Origin of the sequence: Ornithinimicrobium jinqii, from assembly GCF_045032595.1 — a bacterium.
In the GTDB taxonomy this organism is placed as follows: domain Bacteria; phylum Actinomycetota; class Actinomycetes; order Actinomycetales; family Dermatophilaceae; genus Ornithinicoccus.
Window position 1 is genome coordinate 93582 of sequence record NZ_JBJFZS010000007.1, and the last position, 19005, is coordinate 112586.

Here is a 19005-nt window from a genome sequence, read left to right on the forward strand (position 1 = left end):
CTCGCTGCGGCGACGAAGGAGGAGCAGGGAAGTCATTGGGGAGCACTCTAGCCCAGGACCGTGACGTAGCGTCAAGGGGTGCCCCCGGGTCTCCAGCGGTGTCTGGCGGTTCCGGGGCTCCAGCACCGCCGGCGCCGGACACAGCTGCCGGACACCGTCGAGGGGAGGGGCGCCGCCCGCCACGCCCGCCACGCCCCTGACGGTTGTCCACAGGCCGCTGACGTGCTGCTGCCGCTTGAGCGACGATGGTCGTCATGGTGGAGGACCTCCGGACGATGTCACCGGCGCAGAGGCGCGCTGTGGTCCAGCGCGAGCTCGGCCACCTTCACGAGGGGGTCGTGAGGCGCGAGGATCTCTACGGCCTCGGGCTGACCTACGACCAGGTCAGGGCCGAGGTCACGGCCGGACGATGGCACCGTGTGGGGCGCCGCACCATCAGCCTGGCCGGTCCCACGCTCTCCCAGGAGGCTGAGTGGTTCGCCGCCGTGTGGGAGGTGGGAGCGGGTGCCGTGCTCGACGGTGTCTCGTCCCTGCTCGCGGCCGGGCTCTCGTCGTGGGAGGAAAAGGTCATCCATGTCAGCGTCTGCAAGGGCACGCGCACCAGGACCCGGACGGGGGTCCGCATCCACCACCAGCGCGACCGTGGGCGGACCCTGCCGTCCTCCCCGCCACGGACGGCCCCGGAGGTGGCCGTGCTGCGTGCGGCGCAGTGGGCCGTCTCGGACCGGCAGGCGCTGACCCTGCTGGCGATGACGGTGCAGCAGCGACTGGTGCTTCCCGCCCGCCTGCTCGACGCCTGGGAGGCGACGGAGCGGCACCGCCGCCGCAGGTTGTTGCTCGACGCCGTTCCGCTCGTGTGCGACGGTGCTCAGGCCTTGGGCGAGCTGGACTTCGCCCGCGCGTGCCGTCGCCGCCAGCTTCCTGAGCCTTCTCGTCAGGAGGTCCGGCACACGTCGCAGGGCAAGGTCTACCTGGATGTCCTGTTCGAGGACTACGGCGTCCACGTCGAGCTCAACGGTGCCCATCACTACTCGAAGCTGGCGCCGGTCGACGACGCTCGTCGACGCGACGACCGCACCCTCGAGAAGGAGCTCACCCTGGAGATCCCGGTCCTGGGACTGCTGGTCGACGAGGAGGGATTCCTCGCGCAGGTGGAGCGAGCGCTGCGTCAGCGGGGCTGGCGCGGCCGGGCGGCATGACGACGACCAACGACCGTCCGACGCCTGTGTCTGGCGATCTGGGCGCCCCAGCCCCGGCGGTGCCAGACACTGGTGCCAGACACGGGTGCCCGACCGCAGCCGGTTACCCGACCGCCGCGGTGACGACCGGCTTCCAGCGCGGCCGCGTCGCCTCGTAGGCGGTGATCTCGGACTCGTGCTGAAGGGTCAGCGAGATGTCGTCGAGACCGTTCTCCAGGCGCCAGGCGACGTAGTCGTCGACCTGGAAGGGTGCGACGACGTCGCCGCAGGTGACCCGTCGGGCGGGCAGGTCCACGGTGACGGTGGTGCCCGGCTCGGCCTCGAGCTGCTTCCAGATCTGCTCGACGTCGCCCTGGTCGAGCTGGGCGGTCAGGAGCCCGCCCTTGCCGGAGTTGCCGCGGAAGATGTCGGCGAACTTGCTGGAGAGCACGGCCCGGAAGCCGTACTGCTGCAGCGCCCACACGGCGTGCTCGCGACTGGAGCCCGTGCCGAAGTCGGGCCCGGCGACCAGGACCGACCCGGTGCCGTACACCGGGTCGTTGAGCACGAAGCCCGGGTCGTCGCGCCAGCGGGCGAAGAGCCCGTCCTCGAAGCCGAGCCGCGACACCCGCTTCAGGTAGTGGGCGGGGATGATCTGGTCGGTGTCGACGTTGGACCGGCGCAGCGGGACGCCGACCCCGGTGTGCGTGGTGAACTTCTCCATCAGACCAGCGCCTCCTGGGACGGGACGGGGGACAGGTCCGCCGGCGAGGACAGGGTGCCGCGCACGGCCGTCGCGGCGGCCACCGAGGGGGACACGAGGTGTGTCCTGCCACGGGCACCCTGCCGGCCCTCGAAGTTGCGGTTGGACGTCGAGGCGCAGCGCTCCTCGGGAGCCAGCTGGTCGGGGTTCATGCCCAGGCACATCGAGCACCCCGCCAGCCGCCACTCGGCCCCGGCGGCCAGGAACACCGTGTCGAGCCCCTCGGCCTGCGCCTGCAGGCGCACGTCGTGAGAGCCCGGGACGACCAGCATCCGCACGCCCTCGGCGACCGTGCGTCCACGCAGGACCTCCGCTGCGACCCGCAGGTCCTCGATCCGTCCGTTGGTGCAAGAGCCGAGGAACACCGCGTCGACGGCGACCGCACGCATCGGCGTGCCCGCCTGCAGGCCCATGTAGTCCAGCGCCCGACGCGCAGTGTCCTTGGCGTCGTCCTCGCCGAACGACTCCGGGTCCGGCACGGCCCCGCCGAGCTGGACCGACTGCGCCGGGTTGGTCCCCCAGGTGACGTAGGGCGACAGCGTGGCTGCGTCGATGTACACCTCGGCGTCGAAGACGGCGTCGTCGTCCGTACGCAGCTCGCGCCAGGCCTCCACGGCGGCGTCCCAGTCCGCACCCTGCGGTGCGTGGGGCCGGCCCTGCACGTAGGCGAACGTCGTCTCGTCCGGGGCCACCATCCCCGCCCGCGCACCGGCCTCGATCGACATGTTGCAGATCGTCATCCGGCCCTCCATCGACAGCGAGGTGATCGCCGACCCGCGGTACTCCAGGACGTAGCCCTGCCCGCCGCCGGTGCCGATCCGGTTGATCACGGCCAGGATGATGTCCTTGGCACCCACCCCCGACGGGAGCTCGCCCTCGACGGTGATCGCCATCGTGCGGAACGGCTTGAGCGGCAGCGTCTGGGTGGCCAGCACGTGCTCGACCTCGGAGGTCCCGATCCCCAGCGCGAGCGCCCCGAAGGCGCCGTGGGTGGAGGTGTGCGAGTCGCCGCACACGATCGTCATCCCCGGCTGCGTCAGCCCCAGCTCGGGGCCGATCACGTGCACGATGCCCTGCCCGCGCTCGCCGCGGGCGTGGTGCACGATGCCGAACTCGGCACAGTTCGTCTTCAAGGCGTCCAGCTGCGTCCGCGACACCAGGTCCGTCACCGGCCCCGGGGTCGTCGGCACGTTGTGGTCCTCGGTCGCGACCGTCAGATCGGGGCGGCGTACCGGCCGGCCAGCCTGCCGCAGGCCGTCGAAGGCCTGCGGGCTCGTCACCTCGTGGATGAGGTGCAGGTCGATGTAGAGGAGGTCGGGCTCACCCTCCGCCGACCGGACCACGTGCTGCTGCCACAGCTTCTCCGCCAGGGTCTGGCCACCCACGGACAACCCTCCTTCGTCGACGACGCCTGAGATAGGCAAGAATGCAGACCACTGTAAGCCGCTGCACTGACGCGACGTCAACGGAGGTCCCCATGCGCCGTCACACCCTTGCCGTCCTGCCCGGAGACGGGGTCGGGCCCGAGGTCACGCGCGCGGCCCTGACCGTGCTGGACGCCGCCCAGGAGCGCTTCGGCTTCAGCACCGCGCGCACCGAGGTGCCGCTCGGTGCGGACCACTACCTGCAGACCGGCGAGCTGCTCACCGACGAGGTGACCGCCAGCCTCGGCACGGCCGACGCCATCCTCTTCGGTGCGATCGGCAGCCCGAGGGTCACTCCCGGCATCCTCGAGCGCGGCATCATCCTGGAGCTGCGCCGCCGGATGCAGCAGGCCATCAACCTGCGCCCGGTCCGGCTCTACGAGGGGGTACCCACCCCGATCGCCGGCCTGACCCCGGCGCGCTGCGACCTCGTCATCGTCCGTGAGAACACCGAGGGCGCCTACGTCGCGCAGGGCAGCACGGTGCACCGCGGCACCACCGCCCGGGTGGCGGTCCAGGAGTCGGTCAACACCTGGTATGCCGTGGAGCGCGCCGTCGACTTCGCCTATCGCCTGGCCTCCGTGCGGCGCAAGCGGCTGACCCTGTGCCACAAGACCAACGTGCTGGTCGAGGCCGGTGCGCTGTGGACCGACGTGATGAGCGCGGTGGGCGAGCGCTACCCGGACGTGGAGACCGACTACGTCCACGTCGACGCCATGTGCATGCACCTGCCGGTCAGCCCCGAGCGCTTCGACGTCGTCGTCACGGACAACCTCTTCGGCGACATCGTCACCGACCTGGGCGCGGTGCTCCAGGGTGGGCTCGGGGTCGCGGCCAGCGGCAACCTCAACCTCGACGGCTCCCACCCCAGCATGTTCGAACCGATCCACGGCTCTGCCCCGGACATCGCGGGTCGGGGCTGGGCCAACCCGGCGGGCGCCTGCCTGTCGCTGGGGATGATGCTCGGTCACCTGGGCGAGGGCGAGGCCGCCGCCGCCGTGGAGTCCGCGACCGCAGCAGTGCTCGCCGACCTCCCGGCGCTCGCCGGGGAGGGCATGGGGGCGAGCACCCAGGAGCTGGGCGAGCGGATCGCCGCCACCCTGACGGAGGGCTCGGCGCCCACGATCACCGGCAGCCTCATGAGCCAGCTCGCCCGGGTGATGGGCGGGGACGACGTCGCGTGGTAGCCACGTGGGTGACCGGCGACCTCGGGGGCGACGATGCCGCCGACGGGCCGGCGGGGGAAGGCGGCCTCTGGCCCGCCGTGGCCACCGTCGACCTGGACGCGATCGCGGACAACGTCCGCGTGCTCCGGCAGCGGGCGGGCACCGCCGCGCTGATGGCCGTCGTCAAGGCGGACGGCTACGGCCACGGGCTGGTGGCCTCGGCCCGCGCCGCGCTGAGGGGCGGAGCGGCGGCGCTGGGAGTGGCCCAGCCGACCGAGGCCCTCGCCCTGCGGGCGGCGGGGATCCAGGCTCCGGTCCTGACGTGGCTCGTCGCCCCGGGCGCCGACGTGCGGCCGCTGGTCGAGGCGGGGGTGGAGGTGGCTGCCTCGGCCCCGTGGGTGCTGGACGCCCTCGCGGCCGCGGCCAGGGCCACCGGCACCCCCGCGACCGTCCAGCTCAAGGTCGACACGGGCCTGGCGCGGAACGGCGCCTTCGCGCGCCCCGCGCGTGACGGCGACCCCCGTACCGACTGGTCCGACCTCGTCGAGCACGCGGCACGGCTGCAGGCCGGGGGTGCGGTGCGGGTGCGCGGGGTGTTCACCCACTTCGCCTACGCCGACGCGCCGGACCATCCCACCGTTCGGGCGCAGCAGGAGGCGTTCGCCGACGCGGTGGCGCTGGCCGAGCGGGCCGGGCTCGACCTCGAGCTGCGCCACATGTCCAACTCTGCCGCGACGCTGACCACCCCCTCGGCCGCCTGGGACATGGTGCGGCCCGGACTGGCGGTCTACGGGCTCTCCCCCGTCCCGCACCTGGCCACCGCCGCCGAGCTCGGCCTGCGCCCGGCGATGCGGGTGACGGCCCGGGTCGCCGTCACCAAGCGGGTGCCGGCGGGGCAGGGCGTGTCCTACGGGCACACCTACGTGACGTCCCGCGAGTCCACGCTGCTGGACATACCCCTCGGGTATGCCGACGGCGTGCCCCGGCACGCGTCCGGTACCGGCCCCGTCCAGGTGCACGGGCGTCGGTTCTCGGTGTCCGGCCGGGTGTGCATGGACCAGTTCGTCGTCGACGTCGGCGACCTGCCGGTGGCGGCGGGTGACGAGGTCGTGCTCTTCGGGGCGGGCGACGCGGGCGAGCCGACCGCGCAGGACTGGGCGGACGCGGCGGGGACCATCTCCTACGAGATCGTCACCCGGTTCGGCCCGCGGGTCCCGCGCGTGCACGTCGGGGGAGCCACGTGACCGCGGCCGGCTCGCTGGTGCTGCCCACCGACGACGACACGCGCGCGCTGGGCCGGACCCTGGGTCGGTCGCTGCGCGCCGGCGACCTCGTCGTCCTCACCGGTGACCTGGGGGCGGGCAAGACCACCCTGACCCAGGGACTGGCGGAGGGGCTGGGGGTCCGCGGGCCGATCACCTCCCCGACCTTCGTCATCGCCCGCATCCACCCCTCGCTGGTGGGGGGGCCCGCCCTCGTCCACGTGGACGCCTACCGGCTCGGTGGCGAGGCCGAGCTGGACGACCTCGACCTCGACGCCCTGCTCGAGGAGTCCGTGACGGTGGTGGAGTGGGGTCACGGTCTGGCCGAGCACCTCGCCGAGGACCTGCTGGAGGTCGTCCTCGAGCGCTCCGGCAGCGAGGAGGGCGACCAGCAGGCCCGGCTCGTGACGCTGCGCGGGGTGGGTGGTCGATGGCGGGACCTGCCGGACCTCGCGCCTGAAATAGGCTGACGTCGTGGACGAGGGGCTGATCCTGACCGTGTGCACCGGCAACGTGTGCCGGTCACCGCTGCTCGAGCGGCTGCTGCAGGCGGCGTTGGACGAGCGCTACGGCGCCGGCGCGGTCCCCGTGCGCTCGGCCGGGACCCGTGCGCTGATCGGCTCCCCGATGGACGAGCGGGCGGCCGGTGTGCTCGGCGCCCTGGGCGGCAGCCCCGCCGGGTTCGTCGGTCGCCGACTGAGCGAGCCGATGGTCCAGCAGGCGGAGCTGGTGCTGACCGCGACGCGCGAGCACCGGGCGGACGTGGCCCGGATGCACCCACGCGCGCTCAAGCGCACCTTCACCTTCCGCGAGCTGGCAGACATCCTCGACCGGCTGCCGCCCGAGGAGCTGCCGCAGGACGCGGACCCGCAGGCGAGGGTCGCCGCGCTCGCGCGGGTGGCCGCCGCGCGGCGCGGGGTGCGGCAGCCGCGGACCTGGACCGACTTCGACATCGTCGACCCCTACCGTCGCGACGACGCCGTCTACGCGACCATGCGCGAGCAGGTGGAGTCCGCGCTCCCCGCAGTGCTCAGAGGACTCGTCGGACCTGATTTTCGCCAGCGGTAGACGCAGGGGCTACTGACTGGTTTACTCTGCATACAAGGTAAAGGGAAGGTAAAGGACCGAGGCTCTCTGCCCGTGACGTGGGGCCGGTCCTCCTGCAGATGGGATACCCGTGACGGCTTCGATCGAGGTCCCACGCGTGCCAAGGGGTGGCCGCGTGGACCCAGGTGTTGCGCAGGCGATGCGTGCTGCCCCGTTGTTCGTCGTCCCGGACACCTGGGTCGACGACCACGCCCCGGACACGCGGCAGGGCGCCACCCGCGCGCGGCGCTACCTGGAGGGCTACCTGCGGACCGTCCTGCTGGTCGACCTCGCGGTCGTCTCACTGGCGGTGCTGGGGGCGCAGCTCTTCCGCTTCGGGATGGACCTCCGCGAGCTGCAGACGCTCTACGGCACGATCAACTACACCGTCGTCTCGCTCGTCCTCGTCCTGGGCTGGATGACGGCCCTGCGCCTCCAGAACGCCTACGACGGGCGGCTGGTGGGGCACGGCGTGCAGGAGTACCGCCAGGTCTTCCGCGCCTCCACGATGCTCTTCGCGATCCTCGCGATCGCCTCGCTGGCCTTCAAGCTGGACTTCGCCCGCGGCTACGTCCTGCTCGCCTTCCCGCTCGGGACCGTCATGCTGCTCACCGGCCGGTGGGCGGCCCGCCGGTGGCTGGTCACGCAGCGCCGAAGTGGCAGGCTGTCGGACCGGGTGCTGCTCGTCGGGGACCGCGAGCACGTCGCCTCCTTGGTGGTCGCCCTCCGTCGTACACCGGACGCGGGCTACAACGTCCTCGGCGCGTGCGTCGACCACACGAGGGAGGGGCGTGTCGCCGGGGTCCCGGTGCTGGGCCCGGAGTCCGACGTGCTGGTCAGGGCCCTCGAGCTGGACGTCGACGTCGTGGCCGTCTCCTCCTCCGCCGGCCTCGGGCAGACCGGTCTCCGCAAGCTCGGATGGGCTCTGGAGGGCACCCACATCGACCTCGTGGTCGCTCCCGGCATCATGGACGTGGCCGGCCCCCGGGTGCTGACCCGCCCGGTGCAGGGCCTGCCGCTCATCCACGTCGAGGCGCCGACGTTCGCCGGGCCCCACCTCGTGGTGAAGGGCGTGATGGACCGGATGGGGGCGTTGCTGGCGATCCTGCTCCTCGCGCCCGTGCTCCTGGCTGTCGTGCTGGCGATCCGTCTCGAGGACCGCGGCCCGGTCATCTTCCGACAGGAGAGGGTGGGCCGCGAGGGACGCACCTTCTCGATGCTCAAGTTCCGCAGCATGGTGCCCGACGCGGAGACCAGGCTTCCCGAGCTGCTCGACGCCAACGAGGGCGCCGGTCCGCTGTTCAAGCTCCAGCGCGACCCGCGCGTCACCCGGACCGGCGAGTGGATCCGCCGCTATTCCCTCGACGAGCTGCCGCAGCTGTTCAACGTGCTGCACGGGGACATGAGCCTGGTGGGCCCGCGGCCCCCGCTGCCGCGCGAGGTGGCGGAGTACGAGGTGGACACCCGTCGTCGTCTCCTCGTCAATCCCGGGATGACCGGACTGTGGCAGATCAGCGGACGCAGCGACCTGTCCTGGGACGAAGCTGTCCGCCTGGACCTCTACTACGTCGAGAACTGGACCCCGGTGCTCGACCTGATGATCCTGTGGCGGACCCTCCACGTGGTCCTGCACCCGGACGACACCGGCGCCTACTGACGGCCGGTCCGGTCGCGCAGAGCAGGGTGGGGAGGCCCGAGGGCGTGGGCGCACCGATATCGTGCCCCCATGATCCGCATCGCCTACCTGGGACCCGCCGGCACCTTCACCGAGCAGGCCGCCCAGCAGTGGGACCCTGCGTCCGCGCCGTCGGCCTGGCCGGCCCCCAGCGTCCCCGCCGCGATCGACGCGCTGCGCGAGGATCGGGTGGACGCGGCTGTCGTGCCGTTCGAGAACTCCGTCGAGGGGTCGGTCCCCGCGACCCAGCAGGCTCTGCTGGAGGCTGCGGAGGAGGGCGTGCGGATCACCGCGGAGGTCCACGTGGAGGTGCAGTTCTCGCTGCTGGTGCGCCCCGGGACCACGCTCGAGACGGTGCGGACCCTGGCGACCCACCCGCACGCGGCGGCCCAGACGAGAGAGTGGGTGGCCGACCACCTGCCCCGGGCGCAGCTGGTCCCGGAGAGCTCCACCGCGCGGGCCGCCCAGGCCGTGGCCGAGGGGCGGTACGACGCGGCCGTCGCAGCCCCGGGCGCCGCCGCCTCCTACGGGCTGGTCCCGGCAGCCGAGCACATCGCCGACCGTGACGGCGCGGTCACCCGGTTCGTGGTGCTGCGCAGCGGGGCCCCGGTGCCCGAGCCGACCGGCAGCGACTGCACGACGCTGGTCGCCCTGATCTGGCAGAACCGCCCCGGGGCCCTCCTCGAGCTGCTCGAGCAGTTCGCGGCGCGCGGGATCGACCTCAGCCGGCTGGAGTCACGCCCGACCGGCGAGGGGTTGGGGGAGTACTGCTTCTGGATCGACGCGAACGCCCATCTGGCCGAGCCGCGGCTGCGGGAGGCGCTGCTGGGGCTCCGGCGCACCTGCCGGGACGTGCGCTTCCTCGGGTCCTACCCGCGTGCGGACGGGCGCGCTGTCCAGGTGCCCGACCACGCCGGTGACGAGGCGTATGCCGCCGCTCAGGCCTGGGTGGACGGGCTCAGCCGTCCAGGCGCAGCCACGGCTGCCAGCCACCGTTGAGGACCAGCCAGGCGATCAAACCGTACCCCGCCTGACCGGGGTGGACCGTGTCGCCCGCGGCGAGGTCGGACTGCCACTGGTCGTGGCCCTGCAGCGGCGCGAAGCAGTCGACGTGGGGGACGCCGCGGCGCTGGCACACGTCGGCCTGTGCGTCCGCGAGCACCCGCAGGCGCTCGTTGACCTCGGCGTCCAGCGTCGGCGTGGGGCCGACCACGAAGCTGGCGATGCCGGTGGAGCTCGCCTCGTCGAGGATGTTGGCCAGGTTGAGCCGGGAGCGGGCCGTGGTGATGCCCTGCGCCACGTCCTCGGCCCCGACGCCGATCACGAGGCGGCGCTCGGAGCGGCCCACCCAGCGCGGCGGGCACTCCACGCGCCACCGGGTCATCGCGTCGGCCGAGCTGCTGCCGCGGACGCCCAGGTTGTAGGCGGTCAGGGTCGCGTCCTCGGCCGCGGTGCGCCCCACCACCCTGCTCACCCAGCCGAGCGCCTTCGGGTCGCCGTAGCCGGCCACGAACCCGTCGCCGAGGAAGCACAGCCCGATGTCGCGGGGCCCCTCCTGGACCTGGAAGTCCGGGCTGGGCGTGTACTCGATCTCGGCGGGGCCGGGTCGTCCCTCGCTGCTCACGTGGCTGCTGCCTCTCTCACTCGTCGTCATCGTCGTCCCGCGCCAGCCAGGTGGCCAGCCGGTCGATGGGTACCTCGAACTCCGGGTGCAGGTCCACGAACGTCCGCAGCTGCTCCGCGACCCACTGCAGGCTCACGTCCTCCTCGCCGCGCCGCGTCGCCAGCTCCTCGATCCCGCGGTCGGTGAAGTACACCCCCGCAGGCTATCCCGCCGCCGCCCCGGAGCCGGTGACCGACAGGGCGCGGTGCCAGGACTGCGTCGTGTAGGCGGTGCGCCAGCCGAGGGAGAGGTAGAGGCCGTCGGCCCCGGTGGGCGAGTCGGCGTCGACCTCGAGTCCGACCGAGGCCCTGCCTCGGGCGGCGGCGTCCGCGATCACGGTGCGCAGCAACGACTTCGCGACCCCGCGACCCCTGGCGTCGCGGTGGACACCGATGTAGTCGACGTAGGAGGAGTCGGGTCGGGCCCTGCCGTCCTCGCCCACGCGCCCGGCGGTGGTGGTGGCGACCAGCGCGCCGGCCGGTCGGCCGTCCACCGTCGCCAGCCACCAGTGGTCCCACCGGTGCCCGGGGTCCTCGCGGAGCCGGCTCACGAACTCGTCGAAGGTCTCCCGGTAGGAGTTGAAGTGGTCTGCGAACGAGGCCTCGAGCACGTCGTGGACCGCGCGCAGGTCGCCCTCCTCCGGCATGCCGACGCCCTCGTCGCGACGGACGCGTCGGACCTCCACGCCCTCGCGGGGACGGGGTTGGTCGAGGTCGGCCGCGGGGACGACCGGGCGCGTCATCTGCCACCACGAGCGCACGTGGGTGTAGCCCGCCTCCCGCAGCCACCGCTGCTGACGCTCGTCGTCGGCGAAGGCTCCCGAGTCCAGCTGGGTGCTTCCCATCTCCCGCCGGCCAAGCACCTCCTGCCCCAGGTCCTCGACCCGGGAGAACGCGTAGGCGGCCAGCGGGTCGGCCACCGCGTCCGGCAGCTGCGGGTCGACGGTCACCCCGACGAGGATCCGCCCGGCGGCGCGGTCGTGGCAGTTGATCCACGCCCGCAGGACCCCGTCGGCGTCCCGGACGGTCTCGTGCAGGTGGGTGTTCGCACCCCGGCCGGTGACCTCGGCGGCCACCGCCTCGCTGTCGGCACCGGGCCAGCCCCGGGCCTCGTTCTCGTGCCGCCTGAGCAGCCGGACGAGGTCTTCGACCTCGTCCACGCCGGGGGCGGCTGCGGTGAACCCGGGCAGGAGGGGCGGTCCGGCTGCGCTGACGGTCATGCCGGCCATTCTTCCGTATGCCGTGGCGCGGGTCCGAGAAGGGGCCCCCACCGGCGCGGTGGGGACCCCTTCTCCTGCGTCGGCCGAGCCCGTCAGCGGCGGCCGAACGCCTCTTCCATCAGGGCGTCCTGCTCGACGGCGTGCACCTTGGTGGAGCCGGTGGACGGCGAGGCGGAAGCGGGGCGGGAGGCCACGCGCAGCGGCCGCTCCTCGCCGTGGAAGGCCAGCGCCTCGGGCAGGTTGAGCGCCATGAACGGCCAGGCGCCCTGGTTCTTCGGCTCGTTCTGGACCCAGACCAGGTCGGCGTTCGGGTACTGCTCCATCAGGCTCGCGAGCTGCGCCCCGGGCAGGGGGTAGAGCTGCTCGACCCGAAGGATGGCCGTCGTGGTATCGCCCCGCTTGTCTCGCTCCTCCACGAGGTCGTGGACGAGCTTGCTGCTGGCCATCAGGACCCGGGTGACGCTGCCCTTCTCGAGCTTGGCGGTGTCGGGCAGGACCGGCTCGAAGGTGCCCTGCGTGAAGTCCTGCGGCTGGCTGGCCGCGGCCTTGAGGCGCAGCATCGCCTTGGGCGTGAAGACCACCAGCGGCTTGCGCGGGCGGGCCATCGCGTGGCGACGCAGGAGGTGGAAGTAGGACGCCGGCGTCGACGGGTAGGCCACGACCATGTTGTCCTCGGCGCACAGCTGCAGGTAGCGCTCGATGCGTGCCGAGGAGTGGTCCGGACCCTGACCCTCGTAGCCGTGGGGCAGCAGCAGCACGATGCTCGAGCGCTGGTCCCACTTCTGCTCCGAGGAGGAGATGAACTCGTCCACGATCGTCTGGGCGCCGTTGGCGAAGTCGCCGAACTGAGCCTCCCAGAGCACGAGGGCGTCGGTCCGCTCGACCGAGTAGCCGTACTCGAAGCCCATCACGGCGAACTCCGACAGGAGCGAGTCGTGGACCTCGAAGAACGCCTGGTCCTCGGAGAGGTGGTGCAGGGGCGTCCAGTTTGCCGCGGTGTCGTGGTCGGTGAGGACCGCGTGACGCTGGACGAAGGTGCCGCGGCGGGAGTCCTGGCCCGAGAGCCGGACCGGAGTGCCCTCCATGACCAGCGAGCCGAACGCGATGAGCTCGCCCATGCCCCAGTCGATGCCGCCCTCGCGGGTCATCTGCTGACGGCTGGTGAGCAGCTTGGCCAGCTTGGGGTGGACGGTGAAGCCCTCGGGCACGTCCGCGAAGGCGTCGCCGATCCGCTGCAGCATCTCCTCGCTGATCGCGGTCGGACGCTGCTTGGTGGCGAGGTCGCCCTGGTCCTGGGCCTGCGGGCGTTCCAGCCCGTGGGTGCCGTCACCCTCGCCGCGCAGGGCTGCGCGGGTCTCGGTGAAGACCTGCTCGAGCTGCTTCTGGTAGTCGCGCAGCGCGACCTCCGCCTCCTCCACCGTGATGTCGCCTCGACCGACGAGCGACTCGGTGTAGAGCTTGCGGACCGAGCGCTTGGACTCGATGAGGTCGTACATGAGCGGTTGCGTCATCGAGGGGTCGTCGCCCTCGTTGTGACCGCGTCGCCGGTAGCAGACCATGTCGATCGCGACGTCCTTGTTGAACTTCTGGCGGTACTCGTAGGCCAGCTCGGCGACGCGGACGACGGCCTCGGGGTCGTCGCCGTTCACGTGGAGGACGGGGGCCTGCACGGTGCGCGCGACGTCGGTGCAGTAGACGGCCGACCGGGAGTGGAACGGGGCGGTGGTGAAGCCGACCTGGTTGTTGATGACCACGTGGATCGTCCCACCGGTGCGGTAGCCGGGCAGCTGCGACATCTGCAGGGTCTCCAGCACGACGCCCTGACCCGCGAAGGCGGCGTCGCCGTGCAGGAGAACGGGCAGGACCGTGAAGGGGTCGGCTCCCTGCTCGAGCACGAGCGTCTCCTGCTTCGCCCGGGTGATCCCCTCCAGCACCGGGTTGACGGCCTCGAGGTGGGAGGGGTTGGCGGCCAGGTAGACGCGGGTGCTGCGTCCCTGCTCGGTGGTGAACTCGCCCTCGGTGCCGAGGTGGTACTTCACGTCGCCGGAGCCCTGGACCGAGCCGGGCGTGGACTTGCCCTCGAACTCGCGGAAGATCTGCCCGTAGGACTTCCCGGCGAGGTTGGCGAGGACGTTGAGGCGGCCGCGGTGCGGCATACCCATCGTCACCTCGGCCAGCCCGTCCTCGGCGGCGCGGTTGAGCACCTTGTCGAGCAGGGCGATCACGGCCTCGCCGCCCTCGAGGCTGAAGCGCTTCTGCCCGACGAACTTGGTCTGCAGGAAGGTCTCGAACGCCTCCGCCGCGTTGAGGCGGCGCAGGATCCGCAGCTGCTCGGCGGGCGCCGGCTTCTCGAACGGCACCTCGAGCTTCTCCTGGAACCACAGCCGCTCGTCCGGGTCCTGGATGTGCATGTACTCGATGCCGATCGTGCGGCAGTAGGAGTCGCGGAGGATGCCCAGGATCTTGCGCAGGGTCAGGCGAGGCTTGCCGCCGAACCCGCCGGTCGGCACCTCGCGGTCGAGGTCCCACAGCGTCAGCCCGTGGTTCTCGATGGTCAGGTCCGGGTGGGTGCGCTGGACGTACTCCAGGGGGTCGGTGTCGGCCATCAGGTGGCCGCGCACGCGGTAGGCGTGGATGAGTTCCTGGATGCGGCTCGCCTTGGAGATGTCGTCGTCGTGGGTCGCCGCGATGTCCGGAGCCCAGCGGATCGGCTCGTAGGGGATGCGCAGCGAGGTGAAGATCTTCTCGTAGAAGCCGTCCTTGCCGAGGAGCATCAGGTGCATGACCTTGAGGAACTCGCCCGACTGCGCGCCCTGGATGATGCGGTGGTCGTAGGTCGAGGTGAGGGTCAGGATCTTGCTCACGCCGTTGTTGCCGATGCGCTCGGGCGAGGCGCCCTGCCACTCGGCCGGGTAGTCCAGGGACCCGACGCCGACGATCGCGCCCTGCCCCTTCATCAGCCGGGGCACGGAGTGCAGGGTGCCGATGCCGCCGGGGTTGGTCAGCGAGATCGTGGTGCCCTGGAAGTCCTCCACCGTCAGCTTGCCGTCACGGGCCTTGCGGACCAGCGCCTCGTAGGCGGACCAGAACTCGTAGAACGTCATGTTCTCGGTGCTCTTGATGCAGGGCACGAGGAGCTGACGGGTGCCGTCGGGCTTGGGCACGTCGATGGCCAGGCCGAGGTTGATGTGGGCCGGCTGCACCAGGGTCGGCTTGCCGTCGGTGGTGGTGAAACCGTTGTTCATCTCCGGCATGGCCTTGACCGCCTGCACCATGGCGTAGCCGATGATGTGGGTGAACGACACCTTGCCGCCACGGGAGCGGGCGAGGTGGTTGTTGATCACCGTGCGGTTGTCGATGAGGAGCTTGGCCGGCAGGTTGCGCGCGCTGGTCGCCGTGGGGACCTCGAGGCTCGCCTCCATGTTGGTGACGACCCTGGCCACAGCTCCGCGCATCGGCGTCATGGTCACATCGCTCTGGGGGCCGACGGTCTTCAGACCGGGGGCCTCGCGGGACACCAGGGAGTCGCGGCCGGCAGGCTTCGCGGCGTCCGTGGTCGCGGCATCCGGCTTCGCCGCCGGTGCGGCGTCCTTGGTGGGGGCGGCCTGCTTCACGGGGGCGGACTCCTTCTTCGGGCCAGCCGACGTCGCGGGTGCTGCCTCCTTCGTGGGCGCGGGGGTTGCCCTCGCCACCGGAGCCTGCTTCGTCTGGCGGGGGGGTGCGACGCGCGGACCGCTGCCGGACGGCGCGGGTGCTGCAGCCGCGGCCGGCGCCGCCTCCGCGGTCGCGTCCGGTCGCGCGGGAGCCTGCGCCGACGACCGGGCCTGGGCCCCGTTGGTCTCCGGGGTTCCCCCCTCGAAGTACGTCCGCCAGGCCGGCTCGACCGATCCGGGATCCTCGTCGAACCGCTCCTTCATCTCTTCGGCGAGCCACTCGTTGGCTCCGAAGTCCGCGAGGGTGCTGTCGCTGTTCGGGGGGTTGGCCACGGGGATTGCGCCTCTTCTCACATCCGGGAGCTGCCACGCCGGTGCGCGCGGTGCACGTCGAGGACAGCCTAGCCCGTCGTCCCTGGCCCGGCGCCCCCGGGGCGCCGGGCTCAGCTGACGTCGCGGCGTCGGGTGATGACCCACCCGATCGCCGTCATCACGCCCGCGTAGGCCAGCAGCACCAGCGAGCCGCCCCACCACGACAGCGGGTCGGGGGCGCCCCCCAGGTCCTGGGCCGTGCCCGCGTCCATGCCCTCGTAGACGCTCAGCGCGGACAGGGTCGCCTGGCTCGGGAAGTAGCGCGCGGCCTCGGCCACCCGGTCGAAGGAGGCGACGCCGAAGCCGAGGAGCGGCTCGACGAGGAAGGCGACCGAGACACCGACGAACAGGGCGGCCACCTGGTTGGGGATGAGCACACCCAGCCCCAGGCCCATCAGCCCCCACAGCACCAGCACCAGCAGCATGCGGAGCAGGGTCCACGTCAGGTCCGCGGGCTCGGGGAAGACCGCCACGTCGCCGGCAGCCAGCACCGACGCGCCCCCGACGAACGAGCCCGCCACGTGGGCAAGGCCGTTGACGAGCACCACCACGACGAGAGCGACGAGCTTGGCCACGATCACCCGCCCACGCCGCGGCTCGGCCAGGAAGGTGGAGGTCAGCGTCTGGTGCCGGTACTCGCCGGTGACGGTGAGGATCCCCAGGACGAGGGCGAGCAGGTAGGCCATCTGGATCGCGCCGGTGTAGACCGAGCGGGCGAGGGTGAGCTCGCTCATCCCCTCGGACATCCGGACGTCCATGCCCGGCAGCTCGGCAAAGACCAGGAAGTAGCCGCTGATCGCGGTGAAGGCGACGCCCAGCAGGAACATGGCCAGCGGCATCGTCCAGACCAGGCGGGTGGTGGTGGCCTTGCGCAGCTCGGCACGTACGAGGTTGATCATCGGCCGGCCTCCTGGTCGGGAGCGAGGTTGCGGTTGCGGTGCTCGGGCGACTCGGTCAGCTGCAGGAACAGCCGCTCCAGGTCGGTGCGCAGCGCGCGCAGCTCGTGCACCGGCTGCCCTGCGGCGAGCGCGACGTCGCCGATGCGCACCAGGTCTCCGCTCTGCACCCGCAGTGCTCCTGGGCCGTGCTCCGGGGCGACCTCGACCGTCAGGCCGGCTCGCTCGAGCACCCCGGCGAGCGTGCCCGGGTCGGTGGTGCGCAGGAGAGCGGCGGGGGCACCGTGCAGCTCCTCCATCGCGCCCTCGCGGACGAGCCTGCCGTTGGCGATGATCACGACGTCCTCGACGGTCTGCTCGACCTCGCCGAGCAGGTGCGAGCTGACCAGGACGGTGCGCCCCTCGCCCCGCGCCATGTGGCGGGTGAAGTCGCGCATCCAGCGGATGCCCTCGGGGTCCAGGCCGTTGGCCGGCTCGTCGAGGAGCAGCACGGGGGGGTTGCCCAGGAGGGCGGCGGCGAGCTGCAGCCGCTGACGCATGCCCAGCGAGTAGCCGCCGGCCTTCTTGCGGGCCGCAGCGGGGATGCCGACCAGCTCGAGCAGCTCGTCGGCCCGCGCGTCGGGCAGGCCGTGGGTGGCTGCCAGCACGCGGAGGTGGTCGCGACCGGACCGGCCGGGGTGGAAGCCGTTGGCCTCCAGGGCCGCGCCGACGGTCATCATCGGGTGCGGGATGTCGACATACCGCCTCCCCCCGATCAGCGCCTCGCCGGATGTCGGCCGGACCAGCCCCAGCAGCATGCGCAGGGTGGTCGTCTTGCCGGCCCCGTTGGGGCCGAGGAAGCCGGTCACCCGGCCGGGCTGGACGGTGAAGGACAGGTCGTCGACGGCATGGAGGTCCCCGAAGGTCTTGCTCAGCCCCCGGACGGAGATCCCCATGCCCTCGGGCAGGGCAGCGGTGGTCATGGCGCCAAGTCAAGCAGGTCCCCTCGGCCCGCACATCGGCCGCAGGTGGGACGCCCCGCTCCGTCCTGCGGGGGAGGCGCCGGTGTCGGAGGCGGAGGCCTCAGTCGAGCCGGACGACGACGGTCTTGGTCTGGGTGAAGGCGTCGAGCGCCTCCACCCCCTTCTCCCGGCCGTAGCCAGAGCGCTTGACCCCGCCGAACGGGAGCTCGACGCCACCCCCGGCGCCGTAGGTGTTGACGTAGACCTGCCCCGCCTGGAGCGCGGCGGCGGCGCGGTGCGCACGACCCAGGTCGCGCGTCCAGACGGCGGCGAGCAGGCCGTAGTCGGTGGCGTTCGCCAGGGCGACGCCCTCCTCGTCGTCGGCGAACGGCATGGTCACCAGCACCGGGCCGAAGACCTCCTCCTGCGCGATCGGCGCCGTCGGGTCGACACCGTCGATGAGGGTGGGCAGCCAGAAGGCTCCCTGCGCGAGCCGGTCGTCCTGGGGTGCGCGGCCGCCGGTGACGAGCTCTCCCGAGCCCGTGCCCTCGACATACCGGCGGACCCGGTCCTGCTGCCGCACGGACACGAGCGGACCCAGCTCGGGGTCCTCCAGCCCGGGCCCGAGGGTGGTGGCCCGGAACCGGGCGGCGACCTTGTCGACGAGTTCGGCGCGGACGCTCTCGTGGACGACCAGCCTCGAGCCTGCGGAGCAGGTCTGCCCCGCGTTCTGCAGGATGGCGCGGGTGATCGCCTCGGCGGCCCGGTCGAGGTCGGCGTCGCCGTAGACGACGTGCGCCGACTTGCCGCCCAGCTCCAGCAGGGTCGGCACGACGCGGTCCGCCGCGGCGTGGGCCACCAGGGACCCCGTGGCGGTGGAGCCGACGAAACCGAGGTGCGCGACGCCGGGGTGCGCGGTCAGCGCGGCGCCGGCCTCGACCCCCAGGCCGGTCACGACGTTGAACACCCCCGGCGGCATCCCCGCCTCGACCGCCAGCCTGGCGACCGCGACCGCGGTGCGAGGGGTCTCGTCGGCGGGCTTGACCACGATCGCGTTGCCGGTCGCGGTGGCGGCGGCGACCGCGCGGGCGAGCAGCTGCATCGGGTAGTTCCAGGCGATCACGCTGCCGACCACGCCGAACGGCTCGCGGCGCGTGTAGACGTGCATCCCCTCACCGAGCGGGATCGTCACGCCGTAGTAGGAGTCGACGGCGTGCCCGTAGAACCGGAAGTAGCGCGCACAGATCGTCGCGTCGGTGCGGGCCTGCCCCAGGGGCTTGCCGGTGTCCTCGGACTCGAGCCGGGCCAGCTGCTCGTGGTCGCGCTCGACCAGATCGGCCAGCCGGGTGAGCACGCGGCTGCGGTGCTCCGGGGTGGTGGCCGCCCAGGCGGGCTGGGCCTGAGTGGCGGCGGCGACCGCCAGGTCGACCTCGTGGGCGCCTCCGCGACCGATGGTGCCGACGGGTGTGCCGGTGGCCGGGTCGATGTTGTCGTAGACGTCCGGGGTCGCGAGGGTCTCGCCGGCGACGAAGGGCAGGGTCGTGGTCGCGTCCATGGGGCCCCACGGTATGCCGTTGCCGCCAGGAGCCGTTGTCGACGATCGCGGCCGACGAGTCGCCGGTCGCCAGCAGGTGACCGATCTCGTGGAAGAGGCTGAGGTCGCCGTGCTCCGCGGAGGCCCCTCTGCGCGGTCGGAGCGTCGCCCAT

At 72.4% G+C, this 19005-nt stretch carries 16 protein-coding genes; 7 read left to right on the forward strand and 9 right to left on the reverse strand.

Going from position 1 to position 19005, the window contains the following annotated elements; translation table 11 throughout:
* Nucleotides 1-254: 254 nt before the first annotated feature.
* Nucleotides 255-1199, forward strand: coding sequence for a hypothetical protein (locus tag ACI3ET_RS02830; protein ID WP_405031437.1), 945 nt, complete (start codon nt 255-257; stop codon nt 1197-1199).
* A gap of 103 nt (nt 1200-1302) precedes the next feature.
* Here the strand turns inward: ACI3ET_RS02830 and leuD are convergent, their stop codons facing one another.
* Entirely contained in the window at nt 1303-1902 is a 600-nt protein-coding gene (gene leuD, locus ACI3ET_RS02835) for a 3-isopropylmalate dehydratase small subunit (protein WP_405031438.1), read from the reverse strand.
* The gene (gene leuC, locus ACI3ET_RS02840; RefSeq protein ID WP_405031439.1) at nt 1902-3326 is read right to left on the reverse strand and encodes a 3-isopropylmalate dehydratase large subunit; all 1425 of its coding nucleotides are present in this window, start codon (nt 3324-3326) and stop codon (nt 1902-1904) included. Before leuC ends, leuD begins: the two co-directional genes overlap by 1 nt.
* A 92-nt stretch (nt 3327-3418) precedes the next feature.
* On the opposite strand from leuC, the gene ACI3ET_RS02845 reads away from it, so the two are divergent.
* From ACI3ET_RS02845 to pheA, 6 genes are all read left to right on the forward strand, one after another.
* Nucleotides 3419-4552 carry a 3-isopropylmalate dehydrogenase gene (locus ACI3ET_RS02845; RefSeq protein ID WP_405031440.1) on the forward strand — a complete coding sequence of 378 codons (1134 nt, stop codon included), beginning with the start codon at nt 3419-3421 and terminating at the stop codon, nt 4550-4552.
* 77 nt (nt 4553-4629) lie between these two features.
* On the forward strand, nt 4630-5775 hold the full coding sequence (gene alr, locus ACI3ET_RS02850; RefSeq protein ID WP_405031509.1) for an alanine racemase: 1146 nt from the start codon (nt 4630-4632) through the stop codon (nt 5773-5775).
* The gene (tsaE, locus tag ACI3ET_RS02855; protein ID WP_405031441.1) at nt 5772-6263 is read left to right on the forward strand and encodes a tRNA (adenosine(37)-N6)-threonylcarbamoyltransferase complex ATPase subunit type 1 TsaE; all 492 of its coding nucleotides are present in this window, start codon (nt 5772-5774) and stop codon (nt 6261-6263) included. Before alr ends, tsaE begins: the two co-directional genes overlap by 4 nt.
* A gap of 4 nt (nt 6264-6267) precedes the next feature.
* Nucleotides 6268-6861, forward strand: a complete 594-nt coding sequence (locus ACI3ET_RS02860) for an arsenate reductase/protein-tyrosine-phosphatase family protein (RefSeq protein ID WP_405031442.1) — start codon at nt 6268-6270, stop codon at nt 6859-6861.
* A 154-nt stretch (nt 6862-7015) separates the two neighbouring features.
* A complete protein-coding gene (locus tag ACI3ET_RS02865) occupies nt 7016-8536 on the forward strand; it encodes a sugar transferase (protein WP_405031443.1) in 1521 nt (506 codons plus the stop codon).
* A 69-nt stretch (nt 8537-8605) separates the two neighbouring features.
* The gene (gene pheA, locus ACI3ET_RS02870; RefSeq protein WP_405031444.1) at nt 8606-9553 is read left to right on the forward strand and encodes a prephenate dehydratase; all 948 of its coding nucleotides are present in this window, start codon (nt 8606-8608) and stop codon (nt 9551-9553) included.
* Here the strand turns inward: pheA and ACI3ET_RS02875 are convergent.
* The 7 genes from ACI3ET_RS02875 to ACI3ET_RS02905 all read right to left on the reverse strand — a co-directional run bounded on the left by ACI3ET_RS02875 (nt 9513) and on the right by ACI3ET_RS02905 (nt 18853).
* Nucleotides 9513-10208 carry a GDSL-type esterase/lipase family protein gene (locus ACI3ET_RS02875; protein WP_405031445.1) on the reverse strand — a complete coding sequence of 232 codons (696 nt, stop codon included), beginning with the start codon at nt 10206-10208 and terminating at the stop codon, nt 9513-9515. The two genes, pheA and ACI3ET_RS02875, sit on opposite strands and share 41 nt — an antisense overlap.
* The gene (locus ACI3ET_RS02880) at nt 10195-10371 is read right to left on the reverse strand and encodes a DUF6104 family protein (RefSeq protein ID WP_405031446.1); all 177 of its coding nucleotides are present in this window, start codon (nt 10369-10371) and stop codon (nt 10195-10197) included. Before ACI3ET_RS02880 ends, ACI3ET_RS02875 begins: the two co-directional genes overlap by 14 nt.
* A gap of 9 nt (nt 10372-10380) precedes the next feature.
* The gene (locus tag ACI3ET_RS02885) at nt 10381-11436 is read right to left on the reverse strand and encodes a GNAT family N-acetyltransferase (RefSeq protein ID WP_405031447.1); all 1056 of its coding nucleotides are present in this window, start codon (nt 11434-11436) and stop codon (nt 10381-10383) included.
* A gap of 92 nt (nt 11437-11528) precedes the next feature.
* Nucleotides 11529-15422: a multifunctional oxoglutarate decarboxylase/oxoglutarate dehydrogenase thiamine pyrophosphate-binding subunit/dihydrolipoyllysine-residue succinyltransferase subunit gene (locus ACI3ET_RS02890; RefSeq protein WP_405031448.1), complete on the reverse strand. Its 3894-nt coding sequence runs from the start codon at nt 15420-15422 to the stop codon at nt 11529-11531.
* Between the two features lie 110 nt (nt 15423-15532).
* Nucleotides 15533-16360, reverse strand: a complete 828-nt coding sequence (locus ACI3ET_RS02895; protein WP_405031449.1) for an ABC transporter permease — start codon at nt 16358-16360, stop codon at nt 15533-15535.
* A complete protein-coding gene (locus tag ACI3ET_RS02900) occupies nt 16357-17319 on the reverse strand; it encodes an ABC transporter ATP-binding protein (RefSeq protein WP_405031450.1) in 963 nt (320 codons plus the stop codon). Before ACI3ET_RS02900 ends, ACI3ET_RS02895 begins: the two co-directional genes overlap by 4 nt.
* Nucleotides 17320-17419: 100 nt before the next feature.
* Complete coding sequence (locus ACI3ET_RS02905; protein WP_405031451.1) at nt 17420-18853, reverse strand: aldehyde dehydrogenase family protein; 1434 nt, start codon at nt 18851-18853, stop codon at nt 17420-17422.
* Nucleotides 18854-19005 lie beyond the last annotated feature (152 nt).

Excerpts from the sequence above, each read along its gene's own strand:
- leuD (WP_405031438.1), bottom strand. The coding sequence starts at position 1,902 with ATGGAGAAGTTCACCACGCACACCGGGGTCGGCGTCCCGCTGCGCCGG.
- ACI3ET_RS02830 (WP_405031437.1), top strand. The coding sequence starts at position 255 with ATGGTGGAGGACCTCCGGACGATGTCACCGGCGCAGAGGCGCGCTGTG.
- ACI3ET_RS02900 (WP_405031450.1), bottom strand. The coding sequence starts at position 17,319 with ATGACCACCGCTGCCCTGCCCGAGGGCATGGGGATCTCCGTCCGGGGG.
- ACI3ET_RS02845 (WP_405031440.1), top strand. The coding sequence starts at position 3,419 with ATGCGCCGTCACACCCTTGCCGTCCTGCCCGGAGACGGGGTCGGGCCC.
- ACI3ET_RS02895 (WP_405031449.1), bottom strand. The coding sequence starts at position 16,360 with ATGATCAACCTCGTACGTGCCGAGCTGCGCAAGGCCACCACCACCCGC.
- ACI3ET_RS02885 (WP_405031447.1), bottom strand. The coding sequence starts at position 11,436 with ATGACCGTCAGCGCAGCCGGACCGCCCCTCCTGCCCGGGTTCACCGCA.
- pheA (WP_405031444.1), top strand. The coding sequence starts at position 8,606 with ATGATCCGCATCGCCTACCTGGGACCCGCCGGCACCTTCACCGAGCAG.
- ACI3ET_RS02905 (WP_405031451.1), bottom strand. The coding sequence starts at position 18,853 with ATGGACGCGACCACGACCCTGCCCTTCGTCGCCGGCGAGACCCTCGCG.
- ACI3ET_RS02875 (WP_405031445.1), bottom strand. The coding sequence starts at position 10,208 with ATGACGACGAGTGAGAGAGGCAGCAGCCACGTGAGCAGCGAGGGACGA.